17 protein-coding genes are annotated in these 14373 nt (G+C 54.9%); 10 read left to right on the top strand and 7 right to left on the bottom strand.

The features are described from left to right. Positions 1 to 176: 176 nt before the first annotated feature. Positions 177 to 1013, top strand: coding sequence for a Cof-type HAD-IIB family hydrolase (locus tag KNP06_RS02290; protein WP_214711137.1), 837 nt, complete (start codon positions 177 to 179; stop codon positions 1011 to 1013). A 22-nt stretch (positions 1014 to 1035) separates the two neighbouring features. Here the strand turns inward: KNP06_RS02290 and KNP06_RS02285 are convergent, their stop codons facing one another. After that, positions 1036 to 1470, bottom strand: coding sequence for an Rrf2 family transcriptional regulator (locus KNP06_RS02285; RefSeq protein WP_058764740.1), 435 nt, complete (start codon positions 1468 to 1470; stop codon positions 1036 to 1038). Between the two features lie 148 nt (positions 1471 to 1618). On the opposite strand from KNP06_RS02285, the gene KNP06_RS02280 reads away from it, so the two are divergent. After that, entirely contained in the window at positions 1619 to 2479 is an 861-nt protein-coding gene (locus KNP06_RS02280; protein WP_214711138.1) for an SDR family oxidoreductase, read from the top strand. A 368-nt stretch (positions 2480 to 2847) separates the two neighbouring features. Here KNP06_RS02280 and KNP06_RS02275 read toward each other — a convergent pair whose 3' ends face one another. Beyond that, entirely contained in the window at positions 2848 to 4374 is a 1527-nt protein-coding gene (locus tag KNP06_RS02275; RefSeq protein ID WP_214711139.1) for a methyl-accepting chemotaxis protein, read from the bottom strand. Positions 4375 to 4486: 112 nt separating this feature from the next. Continuing rightward, positions 4487 to 5161, bottom strand: a complete 675-nt coding sequence (locus tag KNP06_RS02270; protein WP_251129187.1) for a TVP38/TMEM64 family protein — start codon at positions 5159 to 5161, stop codon at positions 4487 to 4489. Positions 5162 to 5340: 179 nt separating this feature from the next. Between KNP06_RS02270 and KNP06_RS02265 the strand changes: the two genes are divergently transcribed. Beyond that, on the top strand, positions 5341 to 6732 hold the full coding sequence (locus tag KNP06_RS02265) for a HAMP domain-containing methyl-accepting chemotaxis protein (protein WP_214711140.1): 1392 nt from the start codon (positions 5341 to 5343) through the stop codon (positions 6730 to 6732). Here the strand turns inward: KNP06_RS02265 and KNP06_RS02260 are convergent. Together KNP06_RS02260 and KNP06_RS02255 are read right to left on the bottom strand one after the other, a co-directional pair. Continuing rightward, positions 6638 to 7060 (bottom strand): DUF1801 domain-containing protein, encoded by a 423-nt coding sequence (locus KNP06_RS02260; protein ID WP_214711141.1) that lies wholly within the window; start codon positions 7058 to 7060, stop codon positions 6638 to 6640. The genes KNP06_RS02265 and KNP06_RS02260 overlap by 95 nt on opposite strands. Further along, positions 7060 to 7416: a DUF2200 domain-containing protein gene (locus KNP06_RS02255; RefSeq protein WP_214711142.1), complete on the bottom strand. Its 357-nt coding sequence runs from the start codon at positions 7414 to 7416 to the stop codon at positions 7060 to 7062. Before KNP06_RS02255 ends, KNP06_RS02260 begins: the two co-directional genes overlap by 1 nt. 143 nt (positions 7417 to 7559) lie before the next feature. Between KNP06_RS02255 and KNP06_RS02250 the strand changes: the two genes are divergently transcribed. After that, positions 7560 to 8012: a MarR family winged helix-turn-helix transcriptional regulator gene (locus tag KNP06_RS02250; protein ID WP_214711143.1), complete on the top strand. Its 453-nt coding sequence runs from the start codon at positions 7560 to 7562 to the stop codon at positions 8010 to 8012. Between the two features lie 13 nt (positions 8013 to 8025). After that, positions 8026 to 8544, top strand: coding sequence for a spermidine/spermine N(1)-acetyltransferase (gene paiA, locus KNP06_RS02245; RefSeq protein ID WP_214711144.1), 519 nt, complete (start codon positions 8026 to 8028; stop codon positions 8542 to 8544). On the opposite strand, the gene KNP06_RS02240 is transcribed toward paiA, so the two are convergent. Next, positions 8519 to 8980 (bottom strand): HAD-IA family hydrolase, encoded by a 462-nt coding sequence (locus tag KNP06_RS02240; RefSeq protein ID WP_308162271.1) that lies wholly within the window; start codon positions 8978 to 8980, stop codon positions 8519 to 8521. The two genes, paiA and KNP06_RS02240, sit on opposite strands and share 26 nt — an antisense overlap. Before the next feature lie 31 nt (positions 8981 to 9011). Here KNP06_RS02240 and KNP06_RS02235 point away from each other — a divergent pair, with 31 nt between their 5' ends. From KNP06_RS02235 to KNP06_RS02215, 5 genes are all read left to right on the top strand, one after another. Further along, positions 9012 to 9605 (top strand): FMN-binding negative transcriptional regulator, encoded by a 594-nt coding sequence (locus tag KNP06_RS02235; RefSeq protein WP_214711145.1) that lies wholly within the window; start codon positions 9012 to 9014, stop codon positions 9603 to 9605. Positions 9606 to 9758: 153 nt separating this feature from the next. Next, positions 9759 to 10208: a hypothetical protein gene (locus KNP06_RS02230; protein ID WP_214711146.1), complete on the top strand. Its 450-nt coding sequence runs from the start codon at positions 9759 to 9761 to the stop codon at positions 10206 to 10208. Positions 10209 to 10376: 168 nt separating this feature from the next. Then, the gene (locus tag KNP06_RS02225; protein WP_138858823.1) at positions 10377 to 11411 is read left to right on the top strand and encodes an iron-siderophore ABC transporter substrate-binding protein; all 1035 of its coding nucleotides are present in this window, start codon (positions 10377 to 10379) and stop codon (positions 11409 to 11411) included. Between the two features lie 4 nt (positions 11412 to 11415). Next, on the top strand, positions 11416 to 12435 hold the full coding sequence (locus tag KNP06_RS02220) for a FecCD family ABC transporter permease (RefSeq protein ID WP_214711147.1): 1020 nt from the start codon (positions 11416 to 11418) through the stop codon (positions 12433 to 12435). After that, positions 12432 to 13463: a FecCD family ABC transporter permease gene (locus tag KNP06_RS02215; protein WP_214711148.1), complete on the top strand. Its 1032-nt coding sequence runs from the start codon at positions 12432 to 12434 to the stop codon at positions 13461 to 13463. Before KNP06_RS02220 ends, KNP06_RS02215 begins: the two co-directional genes overlap by 4 nt. Positions 13464 to 13510: 47 nt before the next feature. Here KNP06_RS02215 and KNP06_RS02210 read toward each other — a convergent pair whose 3' ends face one another. Then, positions 13511 to 14260, bottom strand: coding sequence for an SDR family oxidoreductase (locus KNP06_RS02210; protein WP_214711166.1), 750 nt, complete (start codon positions 14258 to 14260; stop codon positions 13511 to 13513). Positions 14261 to 14373: the final 113 nt, after the last annotated feature.

The raw sequence follows: 14373 nt of genomic DNA, 5'->3' as shown, positions 1-14373 counted from the left end.
GGGTGTGAGGGATGGGGGCCTGCTTTGACAAACGAAATACGCGAGCGGTATGCTTGAAGGGAAAACGACATACATCAGGATTGTTACTGAATCATCAGGCAAAACCTAAACTGGGCGCACGCGTTGCGTCTGGTTTAGGTTTTTCTTGTTTTCAGGACAAAAAAAGGGAGGATATTATGCGAAATATCATCTTTCTAGACGTCGACGGCACGCTCGTCGATGACCATGGCAACATTCCGGAATCGGCCAAAGAGGCCGTCCGGCAAGCGCGACAGAACGGCCATCTCGTCTTCTTATCGACCGGGCGCTCGAAGGCCGAGCTATTCTCGGACATTCTCGACGTCGGCTTTGACGGCATCATCGGGGCGGCCGGGGGTTATATCGAGCTCGAGGAGGAAGTGCTGTACCATCAACAAGTCTCCGTCGATGATTTGAGTCACCTGATCTCCTTCTTCACCGAACACGGCATCGACTTCTATCTCGAGTCGAACGACGGCCTGTTCGCCGGCGGCAATGCCAAGGCACGGGTGGCGACGATGATTGACGAGTTGATGGCGAACAATCCGGAGGCAAGCGCGACGATCGAGCGCGGTTTAAAGCCGTTTCATGACGCGATGATGGAAGGGGTCGACCTCGTCCGTCCCGATGTGAACAAAATCTCGTTCCTCGGCTCATCCGTCCCGCTCGACGTCATCGAGCAAGAGTTCGCATCCCGCTTCACCGTCATCCCGAGCACGGTCGCCGTATTCGGGGCCAACAGTGGGGAGCTGTCCATCCTGGGCGTCAATAAAGCGACGGCGATTGCGACGTTGCTCGAACATCTAGGGTTGGAGCGAGCGCAGACGTTCGCCTACGGGGACGGGTTGAACGACATCGAGATGCTCGAATACGTCGAGGTCGGTGTCGCCATGGGCAACGCCAAACCCGAGGTCAAGCGTGTCGCGGACGACGTGACGGATGCGTGTGATCAAGACGGGCTCGCGAATAGCTTCAAAAAATATCGACTCATCTGAAAAAAAGCCAAGCAACCTCTCTTCAGGTTGCTTGGCTTTTCGTGGCGACATCGTTCACGACATCGGCGAGGGTCACATGCTTCAATACCGATTCCATCGCCGATTGGGCGTGGATAAAGATCGGCTCGATTGTCGCTTGGATATGTTGGCCGACGGGGCACGCTGGGTTCGGGTTGTCATGGATACTGAACAACTCGTTCTCCTCGACGACACTGACGGCGCGATAGACGTCATAGAGCGAAATCTCGGTCAAGTCTTTCGTCAGTTTGGCTCCGGCGACGCCAGGCTTCACTTCAATCAAGTCGGCCTTCTTCAACATGGCCATGATTTTTCGGATTAGGGCCGGGTTCGTGTTGACGCTGCCGGCCAAAAAGTCAGACGAGGTGACGCCGTCCTGATTGACCTCGATCAACGTCAAGATATGAATGCCGACCGCGAAACGGCTACTGATGGACATAGGCTACCACCTTTCTGCACAAGTCATGTAAGTGAATTGGTTACATCTTCAGTATAACAGGGAACAAACAATTGACAAACGAAGATGCTGTAACTATTATGATTACATGTAACTGATTTAATTACAGGTTAAAGGGAGGAAATGATTTATGAAATACTTAGTCACAGGTGCGACCGGAAAACTCGGTTCGAAAATTGTAGATGTGTTGCTCAAATCGGTACCCGCAAGTGAACTCGCGGTCAGCGTCCGCAATCCGGAGAAAGCGGAAGCACTGAAAGCGAAAGGTGTCGATGTGCGACATGGGGACTTCGACAAGCCCGAGACGCTCGATGAAGCGTTCAAAGGTGTCGAACGACTGCTCATCATCTCGGCGGATGGGGACAACGACACGCGCATCCGTCAACATGCGAACGCCGTCGAGGCGGCCGAGCGCGCAGGCGTATCGTTCATCGCCTATACGAGTCTCGCCGACGCGACAGAGAGCCAAAACTTGATGGCACCGCCACATGTCGAGACGGAAGGCGCAATCGAGCGGACGGGGATCTCGCATGCGTTTTTGCGCAACAACTGGTACTTAGAAAACGAACTTGGTAGCATCCAAGGCGTGCTTGCCGGTGCACCTTGGGTGACGGCTGCCCGTGATGGGAAGGTTGGTTGGGCGTTGCAAGACGATTACGCTGAAGCGGCAGCGAACGTGCTCCTCGCGGATGACTTCGAACAGAACATCTTCGAGTTGTCCGGCCCGCTCCATACGCAAGCCGAACTCGTCGAGGCGCTCAGTGAAGTGCTCGGGCGTGAAGTGACCCTCCAAGAAGTGAGTACTGACGCTTATGCTGGCGTCATGCGCGGCGCTGGTGTGCCGGAAGGAGCGATTCCAATCGTCGTCGGCATTCAAGACAGTATCCGCAACGGCTCGCTCGAAGTTGAGTCGAATGATTTCGAGTTGGTACTCGGTCGTCCGGTGACGCCGCTCAAAGAGGCGCTTCAAAAGCTCGTATCAACGTTATAAACGATCGTGACGTCACGTTTTCGAACATCGAGAACGTGACGTTTTTTGATGAATATTAGTGATTTGTCTTCACATATTTGTGCACACGTCATCCCCATCCGGTATACTAACAATAAATGGATAATCATAGACGTACATAGGAAGGATCAATCACATGAAAAACATGATGTTTCTAATGGCCGTTGTCCTCGGATTAGCAATACTTTTCGGGTTGAGATATGAATTCAATGTCATCGGGGATATGGGCTTTAGAATCGCGGCCATCCTTATGCTCGTATCGGTACTCATCATTCGGTCGACTGCAAAAATCTCTTTCTTTAGCCATTCATAAAAACAGACCGCGAATTTCCACATTCGCGGTCTGTTTTTTAGTTCGCTCGGGCTTCGAGCTGACCGGTCACGTCTTCTAACGTGCTCGCGGTCGAGGCGAGGCGGTCCGACATGTAGCTCAACTCTTTTTGGATGGCGACTTGTTCCTCGGTCGCGGCGGCGACGTGCTGAATCTGTTGCTGCAGTTCGCTCGCCGCTCGTTTCGTCGTCGCGAGGCGCGTTTCGAGCGTCTCCATCTGCGACGTCACATGTTGACGTGTCTCTTGAATCGAACTGATTTGACCGTCGATCTCGGAGACATCTTCGGTCAAACGATGGAAGACGGCCGTCACATCGGCCGAGACGATTTGACAGTTCTCGGTCGCGCGTTTGAACAACTGTGCCGAATCGCGGACGACGGTCGTGTCGTCCATCAGTCCGCCGAGGACGCGTGTCATCTCGGCTGCATAGTCACGTGACTGGACGGCGAGCTTGCCGACCTCAGAAGCGACGACGGCGAAACCACGACCGGCATCACCGGCCCGAGCGGCTTCAATCGAGGCGTTCAAGGCGAGCATGTTCGTTTGGTCGCTAATCGTCTCGACGTGTTGTAGGATGGCTTGAATCTCGGTTGATCGGTTCGACATCGTCGCAACGACACGTTCGAGCCGCTCCGACTCGCTGATGATTTCTTCGACTTTCGTCTCCATCCGTTGCATGTCACTGTTCCCAGCGATGGCATCGGACGCGATGCGTGACGAGGAGGCAGCCGTCTGGGTCATCCGTTCTTGGATGAGAGCGGTGAGGGAGCGAATCGATTGAATCTCATCGGCCCCATGGTTCATCGACGTCTCTTGCTCGGTCGCGTGGGCGACAATCGGATCGACGGTGACGGCGATTTGTTCTCCGGACTCGAGCGACTGGTTGGCGGCCGTCTCGAGCTCGGTCGCATGGTTTTTGAGTGTCATGACGAGTTGACTCGCATCGGTGACGGCTTGCTTCAGCAAACGACGGGTCTCGTCTTCTTGTGCTTTGACACGGGACGACTCAAGGTTACGGAAGTGAATCTGCGCGATGAGCACGGCACTCAGTAAGATGAGATAGACCGCATGGACGAGCAACAAGCTGAACGGATAGTCGGCCGTCCCACAGATGATCTCGGGGACCAAGAAATAGCCGGCCAGATGCTGCACGGCGAAGATGACGGTACTGTAGACGATTAAGTCGATACGACGCATGAACGACAGAATCGCCAAGACGACGAAAATCGAGAAGTGATATTCGACGAGCCCTTGCCCGCCGGCGACGGTCGAGATGCTCGAAAACGTGAGCGTGAGCATCACCAAGTGCGGGAACAGCTGTGGTTTCACACGTTGGCTGACGACCATGGCAATCAATAGCATGATTGGAACGGCGAACAGGACCCATGTCGCGATGGGATATGCGTAACCGACGGCACCGTTTCGGAGCACGGTATACGTATAGGCAAAATCCGTGAAGCGGTGGAGCAGATGGACGGTGACAGACGTCAAGACGATGACGAACGTTGTGACGAGCATTAATTGATTGCGTTTCGTAGAACTCATATAGATTCCTCCTGGTGATGGGTCGATATAGCTACTAGAGTATCGTCCGATTGGCCCGAATGTTTATCATTTTTACACGCCGACACAAAAAAAGAGAAGCGATTGCGCTTCTCTAGTCTGACGTGAGCCCGAGCCACCGTTTGACGGGTTCCCGGAAATAGTAGGTGACGCCGATCAACGTGACGAAGACGAGGGCGGCGATGACGACCAAGGTGATGCTTCCCGAGGCGAGACTCGCGCCGAGAAAACTGTAGGCGAGTGTCCCGGGAATCATGCCGAGCACGGTCGCCAGGATAAACGACTTGAATTTGACTTTGGCAATGCCGCCGGCGTAACTGAGTAAATCGAAGCTGACGAGCGGGATGAGCCGCAAGACAAACACGTATAGAAAACCACGTTGTTCCATCTGCGTGAACAGTTTCTCCGACCACGGATAGCTCTCGACCTTGAGCACGGAACGGCCGAACAGTCGGGCCATGACGTACCCGGTCACGGCCGCGGCCGTCGCCCCGAAGATGATATAGAGGACGCCCGGCCATACCCCGAAGGCGAGACCGGCCCCGAGTGACAGCACGGATGTCGGCAAGAAGATGATTGGGCCGATCGCATAGATGAGGAAGAAGACGACCGGACCCCACCAGCCGAACGACAAGACGACGTCACGGACGTCAGACGGGCGAAGCTCATAATGGAAGTGCGTGATATAGAAGATGCTCCCGAACACGGCGAGCATGAGACTGAGTTTGAGCCAGCGTGGCACGGGAATCATTCCTTTCGTATCGATCATTCTTTTATTTATCGTAGCGCATTTTTCGTTCAAATGAAGGTGAGCCAGCTTACAAATGGGTGCCGAATGTGCTGATGAGCAGGTAGCGGCGCTGAAAATGGAAACTTAGGTCAACGCATGTGCGATCACGCTTCACGTGAAGCTGCTTTCCTAAGATAAAGCAGATAGGAGGGATGATCATGAAGAATTTAAATATGTCTAAAAAATTTACGGTGCTCATCACCGTGTTCATTGTAACGCTCGTCATCATCGCGGCGCTCAGTCATGTCTTGATGGGACGGATGGCCGATGCGGGGGAAGAACTATATGAAGAGCGGTTGCTGCCGATTCGGGCGCTCGGTCAGATACGGACGGACAACCGTGCCTTGGACGGGTATTTGCTCGAATTGATGCTGACGACGGATGCGTCTCGAAATGAAGAACTAGAGGCAAGTATCGAGGAACGGCGTGATAGCATCGGGACGAACCTCGAACTGTTCAACGAGACGTTCGCCTCAACAGATGCCGAGATGCAAGGACGTGTCGACGATTTGAACACTGAGATTGCGGATTACTTGGAAGGGACGGAACTCGTGCTCCAGCCGGCGTTACGTGGCGAGAACGCCGCAGCGTATCGCATCTATATGAGTGACTTGCGACCGGTCCGTCAATTGACGCGTGTGAAGGAATCGAGCAACACGCTCACTGAACTGACGAACGGGATTCATCACGTCTCAGACAGTGCCCAGCATATGACTGAACTGTCGGACGGGGCACTTCAAAAAGTCGGCACCGGCAACGAGTTGATTATGACGCTCGAGTCCCAGCTCGAGGTGATGAACGAAAAAGTGAAGGCGTTGCAGACGGTCATCGGTCAACTCGATGTTCGTTCGCAAGAAATCGGCAGTATCACCGGTACGATTTCTGGCATCGCCGAACAGACGAACTTGCTCGCCTTAAACGCGGCCATCGAAGCGGCCCGGGCCGGCGACCAAGGACGTGGATTCGCCGTCGTTGCCTCAGAAGTTCGGAAACTTGCTGAAGAGTCGGCAATCGCGACGAAACGCATCTCCGGTTTGATCGGGGATACGCAGACGGAGACGAAACAAGCCGTCCAAACGATGCACATCGTCGAGAGCGAGATGGGCCACAGCGTCACGAACGTCCAACAGGCTGGGCTAGCGTTCGAGGATATCAAGCGGGCGATCGAAGAGGTCGGACAAAAAGTGGAGGAAGTGTCGGGCGCCGTTCAAGAGATGGCAGCCGGGGCGACCGAAATTTTGACGTCCGTGAACGAGATCCAAGGCATCACGGAGACGACCGCGACCGAAACCGAGAACACCTCGGCGGCGACGGAAGAACAGATGGCGTCGATGGAAGAGATCACGGCTTCGGCCCAAGAACTGTCGAACATGGCAGATGAGATGCGTCAAATGACAAATAAATTTACGGTACGACAAACGAAAGGCAGGTCGAGAAAAAATCGACCTGCCTTTTTTAGCGTGATTCGTACGCAGCAATCCATTGTTCTGGTGTCATCTTCGAGACGAGTTCACCCATCAACTTATATGGGATATGCTTCACGTTTTTGAAGCGGATACAGCTCTTGCCCATGTCGAGCTTCGTCGGCACTTTGGCGGCGTATGACTCCTCGAACCAGCGGAGCAGTTCCGGGTCGCTATAGACGCCCATATGATACACGGCGACATGGTTCTTCTGGGCGATGACGCTCAAGAATGGGAGCGGGGTGCCCGGCGTGACGTGATACCCGGACGGATACGCCGATAGCGGGACGACATAATGGATGCTGTTCCCGTCGGTCGTCTTCTCGAACCCGGCCGGTAAGTTCGCATCGATGACGTCAATCAAACGGATGAAGGCATCGAGCCGTTTGTCGTCGACGAGCGTCGTATAATCCATCAGACATCGGCTCCTCGTAAAATCTTTGCCATCGCTTTGCCTTTGGCGAGTTCATCGATGAGTTTGTCCAAATAGCGAATCTCGCGCATGAGCGGCTCCTCGACATTCTCGACGCGGACGCCGCAGACGACGCCTTTGATCAAGGCACGGTCTTCGTTCATCTTAGGTGCCGTGGCAAAGAACATGTCAAAATCGACCTCGGCAGCGAGTTGGCGTTCGAGCCCGGCCTCGTCATAACCGGTCAACCAGCGAATAATCGTATCGACTTCGTCTTTTGTCCGGCCTTTCCGTTCGGCTTTCGCGACGTAAAGCGGATAGACGCTCGCAAAGCTCGTCGTGTAGATGCGGTGTGCCATGAAATCCCCTCGTTTCGTGGAATGATACCTTCATTTTCTCACATAATCAAAGTTCATACCTAAAATACTTTTTTGTTGCAAATGCAACTAAATCAATTATACTGAACGTAACGTATTGTAAATACAACAATCAGGAGGAATGTATGAGAGACCAGTTGCGTGAAATCGGGATGATTGCCCGTGCCCTCGACTCGATCAGCAATATCGAGTTCAAGGAGCTCGAGCTGACGAAAGGGCAATATTTATATTTGGTCCGGATTTGTGAGGAGCCGGGCATCATTCAAGAGAAGCTCGCCGAATTAATTAAGGTCGATCGGACGACGGCGGCGCGGGCGGTTCAAAAGTTGGAAACGAACGGGTTGATCACGAAGCAGGACGACCCGCACAACAAGAAAATCAAGCGGCTCGTCCCGACTGAACGGGGCAAGGTGCTGTATCCGGTCATCATCCGAGAGCACGAACATTCGACGGATGTCGCGCTCACTGGGCTGAGCGACCAAGAAGCCGAGCAGCTACTCCGGCTGTTGAAGCGGGTCCGCCACAATATCGAAGGGGATTGGGACGCGGTGAAGAAAGGGAAGAAACGAGACTACTAGAGGGGGACGGAACATGATCACTATCAAAGTTTGCACAATCGAAGACATCGATGCACTCCGAGACATCAGCATCGAGACGTTCACGGAAACGTTCGAAGCGGAGAATGACCCGGCGCATTTGGCCGCGTATCTCGAGCGGGCGTACAACGTAGCGCAACTTAAAAAAGAGCTTTCGAATCCGGAATCACAGTTCTTCTTCGCCAGACTTGACGGGGAAGTCGCCGGTTATCTAAAAGTGAACGCCAACAACGCCCAGACCGAGGCCATGGGCGAAGAGGCGTTCGAACTCGAACGGATTTATGTGCGACGGAAGTTCCAAGGAAGTGGCGTCGGGAAGGCGTTGTATGACCAGGCCATCACGTGCGCGGGTGAGCTGAACAAACGTGAAATCTGGCTCGGCGTGTGGGAACATAACCATAAGGCACTCGCCTTTTACCGAAAGCACGGGTTCGTCCAGACCGGGGCGCACACGTTTTATATGGGCGACGACGCCCAAGTCGATTTGATTATGGCCAAGCCGCTTCGTCCGTGACCCATTCCAGTATCCCGGACAAGTCCTCATAGACGGCGTCAGGGGCCAGGTCGGGCATATCGATCGGTTTGTCGTCGCGGTTGATCCAAGCCGTGTGGAACCCGAAGTTCTTCGCACCGGCGATGTCCCATCCGTTCGAGGACAGGAACAGCACCTCGTCCCGCTTCAGTCCGCTGTTCTTGAACCAATGCATGTAGGCGGCCGGTGACGGCTTGGCTTGTTTGATGCCGTCGATGCTGACGAGTTCGTCGAACAGGTCGGTGAACCCGGCGTTTTGGATGAGTTTCGCGAGCATCGCGTCCGTCCCGTTCGAGAGAACGATGGTCTGTTTCGTCCGCCACGACCCGCTGATTTGGTCACCTTTTCCGGGGAACTGTTCGTCACAAGCCGCCTTGACGGGATGGACGTCGAACAAGGTCCCGTATACATCGAACACGAATGCTTTAACAACTGACAGGAGGAATACGATGTACGTCCCGAACCTATACGCCGTTAATGACCCGAAAGAAGTCTACGCCTTTCTGAAGGCCCATCCGTTCGGCACCATCGTCACGTATGATGGCCAAAAACCGATCGCGACGCACGTGCCACTCCGTTTCCATGAGGAAGAGGGCCGCGTCTGGTTCACGACACACATCGCCAAAAACAATCCACAGTGGCAAACGATTGAAGACCAGACCGTCCTCTTGATCGTCCAAGGCCCGGACGCCTATGTGTCGGCGTCGTGGTACGGACATGAGGATGTATCGACGTGGAACTATCAGGCCGTCCATGCATACGGACAGGCCACCATTTTAAATGCGGACCAACTCGAGGAAGACTTGGCGGGACTGCTTCAAGACCATGAAGGGGACCGGGTGCACGCCGTCGTCTGGAAGGAAATGTCCGAGCCGGTGCAGCGGCAGAAATATGGCGTCGTCGGGTTCCGCATCGACATTTCGGAGATGCAGGCGGCGTTCAAGCTTAGCCAGAATCGAAACGAAACGGATTATACGCGCATCGTCTCGGAGCTCGAGCGGGAAGGGTGTCCGATCGCGGATGTGATGCGTAGGCAACGATAATTTCGATTCATTGACCGGACGTTCGATTCTCGTCTACCCAAGGGAAGCAGTGAGGCGTATCATCAATCGTGGAATCAAATTCAATGATGAAGCGGGCGAAGACAGATGAACAAGAAACGGTTGATGAGGTTGCTAGGTTGACTGATTGTCATTTTGGCATTGGTTGAACTGGCGACGGACTGGCCAGACCCACCGAACCCGTCGATTGAACACGCGTTTGAAGAACCGATTGCGTTTCCGTTTGAAATCACTCAGCGTTCCACAGAAGTCGACATTCAAGTGCCGCACTATCTTCATAGTTTTGTATTTCGTTATGTGAACGAGGAGACGGCACAAGAGCTGCGCTACATCGTCGATAAAGTCGTCGATGAACCTGAAGACATGGAGGACATCTCGTCATACGGAGACCAATACGTACTTGCTGACGGGACCTCTGCTTTCTATGATGAGGCAGAATCGACGTCCCAAGGGTTATGGTGGATCAACAAGGACGGCTTCACCGCCCGAATCATCTATTACATCGATGGCAACTCCGTCGAACTTGACGACGAGACCCGCTTACCGGTCCGACAACTGATCAATTTGGCCAACCAAACGTTATGACTTCAGCCTGCATCTCACCATTTGAGAGATGCGGGCTGTTTCTATTTTTCCTCGAATATCTTGAAGTTCAGATTGACAGCACTCTCTCATTCATCCTATACTCATAAATGATAATGATTATCAATGTCGGCGTAAAACGTTGTCATAGAGAGAAAAGGGGACTCGAACATGAACTATAAGAAACTGCTACATATGTTCATCATCATGTCTGCTTTCGTGCTCGTGCTCGCAGGATGCGGCGCGAACAATGAAGATGCAGCCACGACAGATGAATCTGCTGAAACGGCAGAAGGCTATCCAATCACAATCAAACACGCGTTAGGCGAGACGGTCATCGACAAGAAGCCAGAACGTGTCGCAACGGTCGGTTGGTCGAACCAAGACGTGGCGCTCGCGCTCGACGTCGTACCAGTCGGTTTCTCGGCTGCGAACTACGGTGTCCAAGACGGCAGCGGCATGTTGCCGTGGACGGCTGACAAGTTGAAAGACCTCGGTGAAGAAAACCCGAACATCTATCAAGACACGGACGGCCTCGACTTCGAAGCGATCGCCGACTCACAGCCGGACGTCATTCTCGCTGCCTACTCAGGCATTACGCAAGAAGATTACGACACGTTGACAGAGATTGCACCGGTCGTCGCATACCAAGAGACGCCTTGGGTGTCATCATGGCAGGACACGGTTCGTTATGACTCAATGGCCATGGGCATGGAAGAAGAAGGCAAACAGTTGATCGAAGACACAGAGAAACTCATCGCCGACAAGGCAGCTGAAGTACCGGAGATGAAAGGGAAGAAAGCGGCATTCGTCGCGCTCAGCCCGGACGACCTCTCGAAGTTCTACATCTACACGACGGGTGACCCACGCGGTGCCTTCATCGAAGAGCTCGGCATGGAGTACCCTGAGAACATCACGAGCCAAATCAAAGATGAAAACAGCTTCTACCTCGAGCTTAGCTCAGAGAACGCTGACATCTTGAACGACGTCGACATCTTCGTCGCCTACGGGAACGAAGAGACGTTGAAAGCACTTCAAGCTGACCCGCTTTACAGCAAAGTGCCGGCCATCAAACGCGGTTCGGTCGTCATGATCGAAGACAACACGCCGCTCGCGGCTGCTGGGACACCATCACCACTCTCGATCGAATATACGATTGACGACTATGTGAAACTCGTGTCAGAAGCACTCGCGAAAGTCGAGTAATCAAATGAATATGCCGAAGAAGTTACACACGCCGAGACGGTTCGGGCTCCTCATCGTAGGGTCGCTCATCCTGCTCGTCGTCTGTATGCTCGCTTCGCTTGCTTTCGGCTCACGGACAGTCGGATGGGATGAACTGCTTGACGGTTTATTCCGTCCGGCTGTTCAGTCGTATGAAGCGGACATCGTCCGGCAGCGGGTCGTTCGGACGGTGTTCAGTTTCATGTGCGGGGCAGCACTCGGTGTCTCGGGCGCATTGATGCAGTCGGTGACACGCAACCCGATCGCCGACCCGAGCATTCTCGGGGTCAACACGGGGGCGGCGCTGTTCGTCGTCGTCGGGATCGCCTTCTTCAATATCTCGACCGCGGGCGACTATATTTGGTTCGCACTCGTCGGAGCGCTCTTGACGTCGGCGTTCGTGTTCGGGATTGGGTCGCTCGGACGGGGCGGCTCGACGCCGCTCAAGCTCGTCTTGGCCGGTGCGGCAACGAGTGCGGCACTGTCGTCACTCGTCATGGCCATCATGATTCCACGCTCGAACGTCATGGACCAGTTCCGGTTCTGGCAAGTCGGTAGCGTCGGGGCCGGGACGATGGATTCGATTATGACGTTCCTGCCGTTCTTTATCGGCGGTATCGTCATAGCCATCTTGGCGGCACCGTCCCTCAACATCTTGGCGCTCGGGGAAGAGCTCGCCACGGGTCTCGGTGTCCGCATCGGCACGTTGAAATTGATTGCCTCGTTCGCCGGCGTCATCTTGTGCGGGGCGGCGACGGCACTGGCTGGACCGATCGGCTTTATCGGTTTACTCGCGCCGCACCTCGTCCGCTTGGTCATCGGAGCGGATGAACGGTATATCATCCCGATGTCGGCACTGACGGGCGCGATTTTATTGACGTTCGCTGACGTGGCAGGACGGTTGCTCGGCAGTCCCGGGGAACTCGAAGTCGGAATCGTCACGGCGTTCGTCGGGGCACCAATCTTGATCGCCTTGACGATGAAAGTGAAGGTGCGTGGCGTATGACGAACCAATCGATTCAACCCATCATCCATAACAGTCGTAAGCGCCGGCAACGGACCGTCTTCGTGACGCTCGTCTTGTTCGCGCTGGCCCTTACATTGAGCGCGACGATGCTCATGCTCGGCAACACGATTTATCCGGTCGCGGACGTCATTCGTGTCTTGTTCGGGGAACAAGTACCGGGCGCCTCGTTCGCCGTCGGCACGATCCGTCTGCCGCGCATGCTCGCCGGCGTCTTCGCCGGACTCGCGTTCGGGATCGCCGGGACGGTGTTCCAGACGATGCTCCGTAACCCGCTCGCCAACCCGAACGTCATCGGCATCACGACCGGTTCGAGTGCGGCAGCCGTGTTCGGCATCGTCGTCTTACAGGCGAGCGATACGTTCGTCTCCATCATCTCGATTATCGGCGGGCTGTTGACCGTCCTCACCATCTACTTCTTGTCGAAAGGCGCCGCCTTCTCGATCGGCCGGCTCGTCTTAGTCGGCATCGGGATTCAAGCGATGCTGACGGCGGTCATCAACTATCTGCTGCTCATCAGCCGCCAAAACGATGTCGGGACGGCGATGCGCTGGTTGAGCGGTAGCTTGAACGGGGTGAAGATGGAGACGCTCCCGCCGCTCATGATTGCGGTCGCGCTCTGCCTCCCGGTCATCCTTCGGCTCAGCCGACAGCTCCAGATTTTAGAGCTCGGGGAGATGACGGCGACGTCGCTCGGTGTCAAGACGAACCAGACGCGCGTGCTGCTCATCGTCGCCTCGGTGCTCATGCTGGCGCTCGCGACGGCGACGACCGGCCCGATCGCCTTCGTCGCGTTCTTGGCGGGACCAATCGCCAAGCGGCTCGTCGGGGACGGGCGTTCGACGATTATCCCGGCGGCACTCGTCGGGGTCATCTTGGTGCTCGCGGCCGATCTCATCGGTCAGTTCGCCTTCACGGCCCGCTATCCGGTCGGTGTCATCACCGGCATGGTCGGGGCGCCGTATTTGATTTACCTCTTGATTCGGATGAATCGGCGAGGGGAACTATAACGAGACAGGAGCCGTATCCGGCGTCGGATATGGCTCCTGTTTTTGGCTTAGTAGGCGGTCCAACCGCCGTCGATGGCGACGACTTGACCGTTGATGAAACTCGATTCGTCCGAGTCGAGGAAGAGGGCGAGTTGAGCGATCTCTTCTGGTTGTCCGATGCGTGGGTTGATGGCCATCCCAAGTTGCTGGCGACCGAACCCGGCTTGACTCATGTTCGTCATCGTTGAGCCGATGTTCGTCGCGACCGCGCCCGGCGCGATCCCGTTACAACGGATGTTTTGGTCGGCATACATGAACGCTGTGTTCTTCGTCAATCCGACGACGGCGTGTTTCGACGCCGTATAGGCCGCGCCGGCCCGAGCGCCGTACAAGCCTCCGGCCGAGATGTTGTTGACGATGACGCCGTGCCCTTGCTTCGTGAACAAGTCGACGGCGATGCGCATCGATTTCATGACCGACACCGTGTTGACGGCAAAGATTTTCTCCCAACGGTCGTTCGAGATCTCACCGACTGGCTCCATCCCGTCCATGATGCCGGCGTTGTTGACGAGGATGTCGACTTGACCGAACGTCTTCACCGTCTCGTCGAACAACTGCTGGAGCGCCTCTTCAGACGTGACGTCCGTCTGGATCGCGAACGCCTCGCCCGAAATCCCCTCGACGACGGCCTGCGCTCCGTCGAGATTCATATCCGAGACGACGACGCGGGCTCCTTCCTTCGCATATAGTTCCGCGATTGATTTCCCCATTCCTGATGCTGCTCCTGTGACAATCGCCACTTTCCCCGATAACCGCAGGACTGACTCCTCCTTTTATTGTACATGTGTTCAATAACTATTATAATGAACGTTAGAAAACGCTTACAATCATCAAAAAATGAAGAATTGTTGAGTAATCAACACTTTAGGCC

The sequence above is a fragment of the Exiguobacterium sp. s21 genome (assembly GCF_018617975.1).
Taxonomy (GTDB): domain Bacteria; phylum Bacillota; class Bacilli; order Exiguobacteriales; family Exiguobacteriaceae; genus Exiguobacterium; species Exiguobacterium mexicanum_A.
The sequence above is the reverse complement of the archived record's forward strand: the minus strand, read 5'-3'. Positions and strand labels throughout refer to the sequence as shown.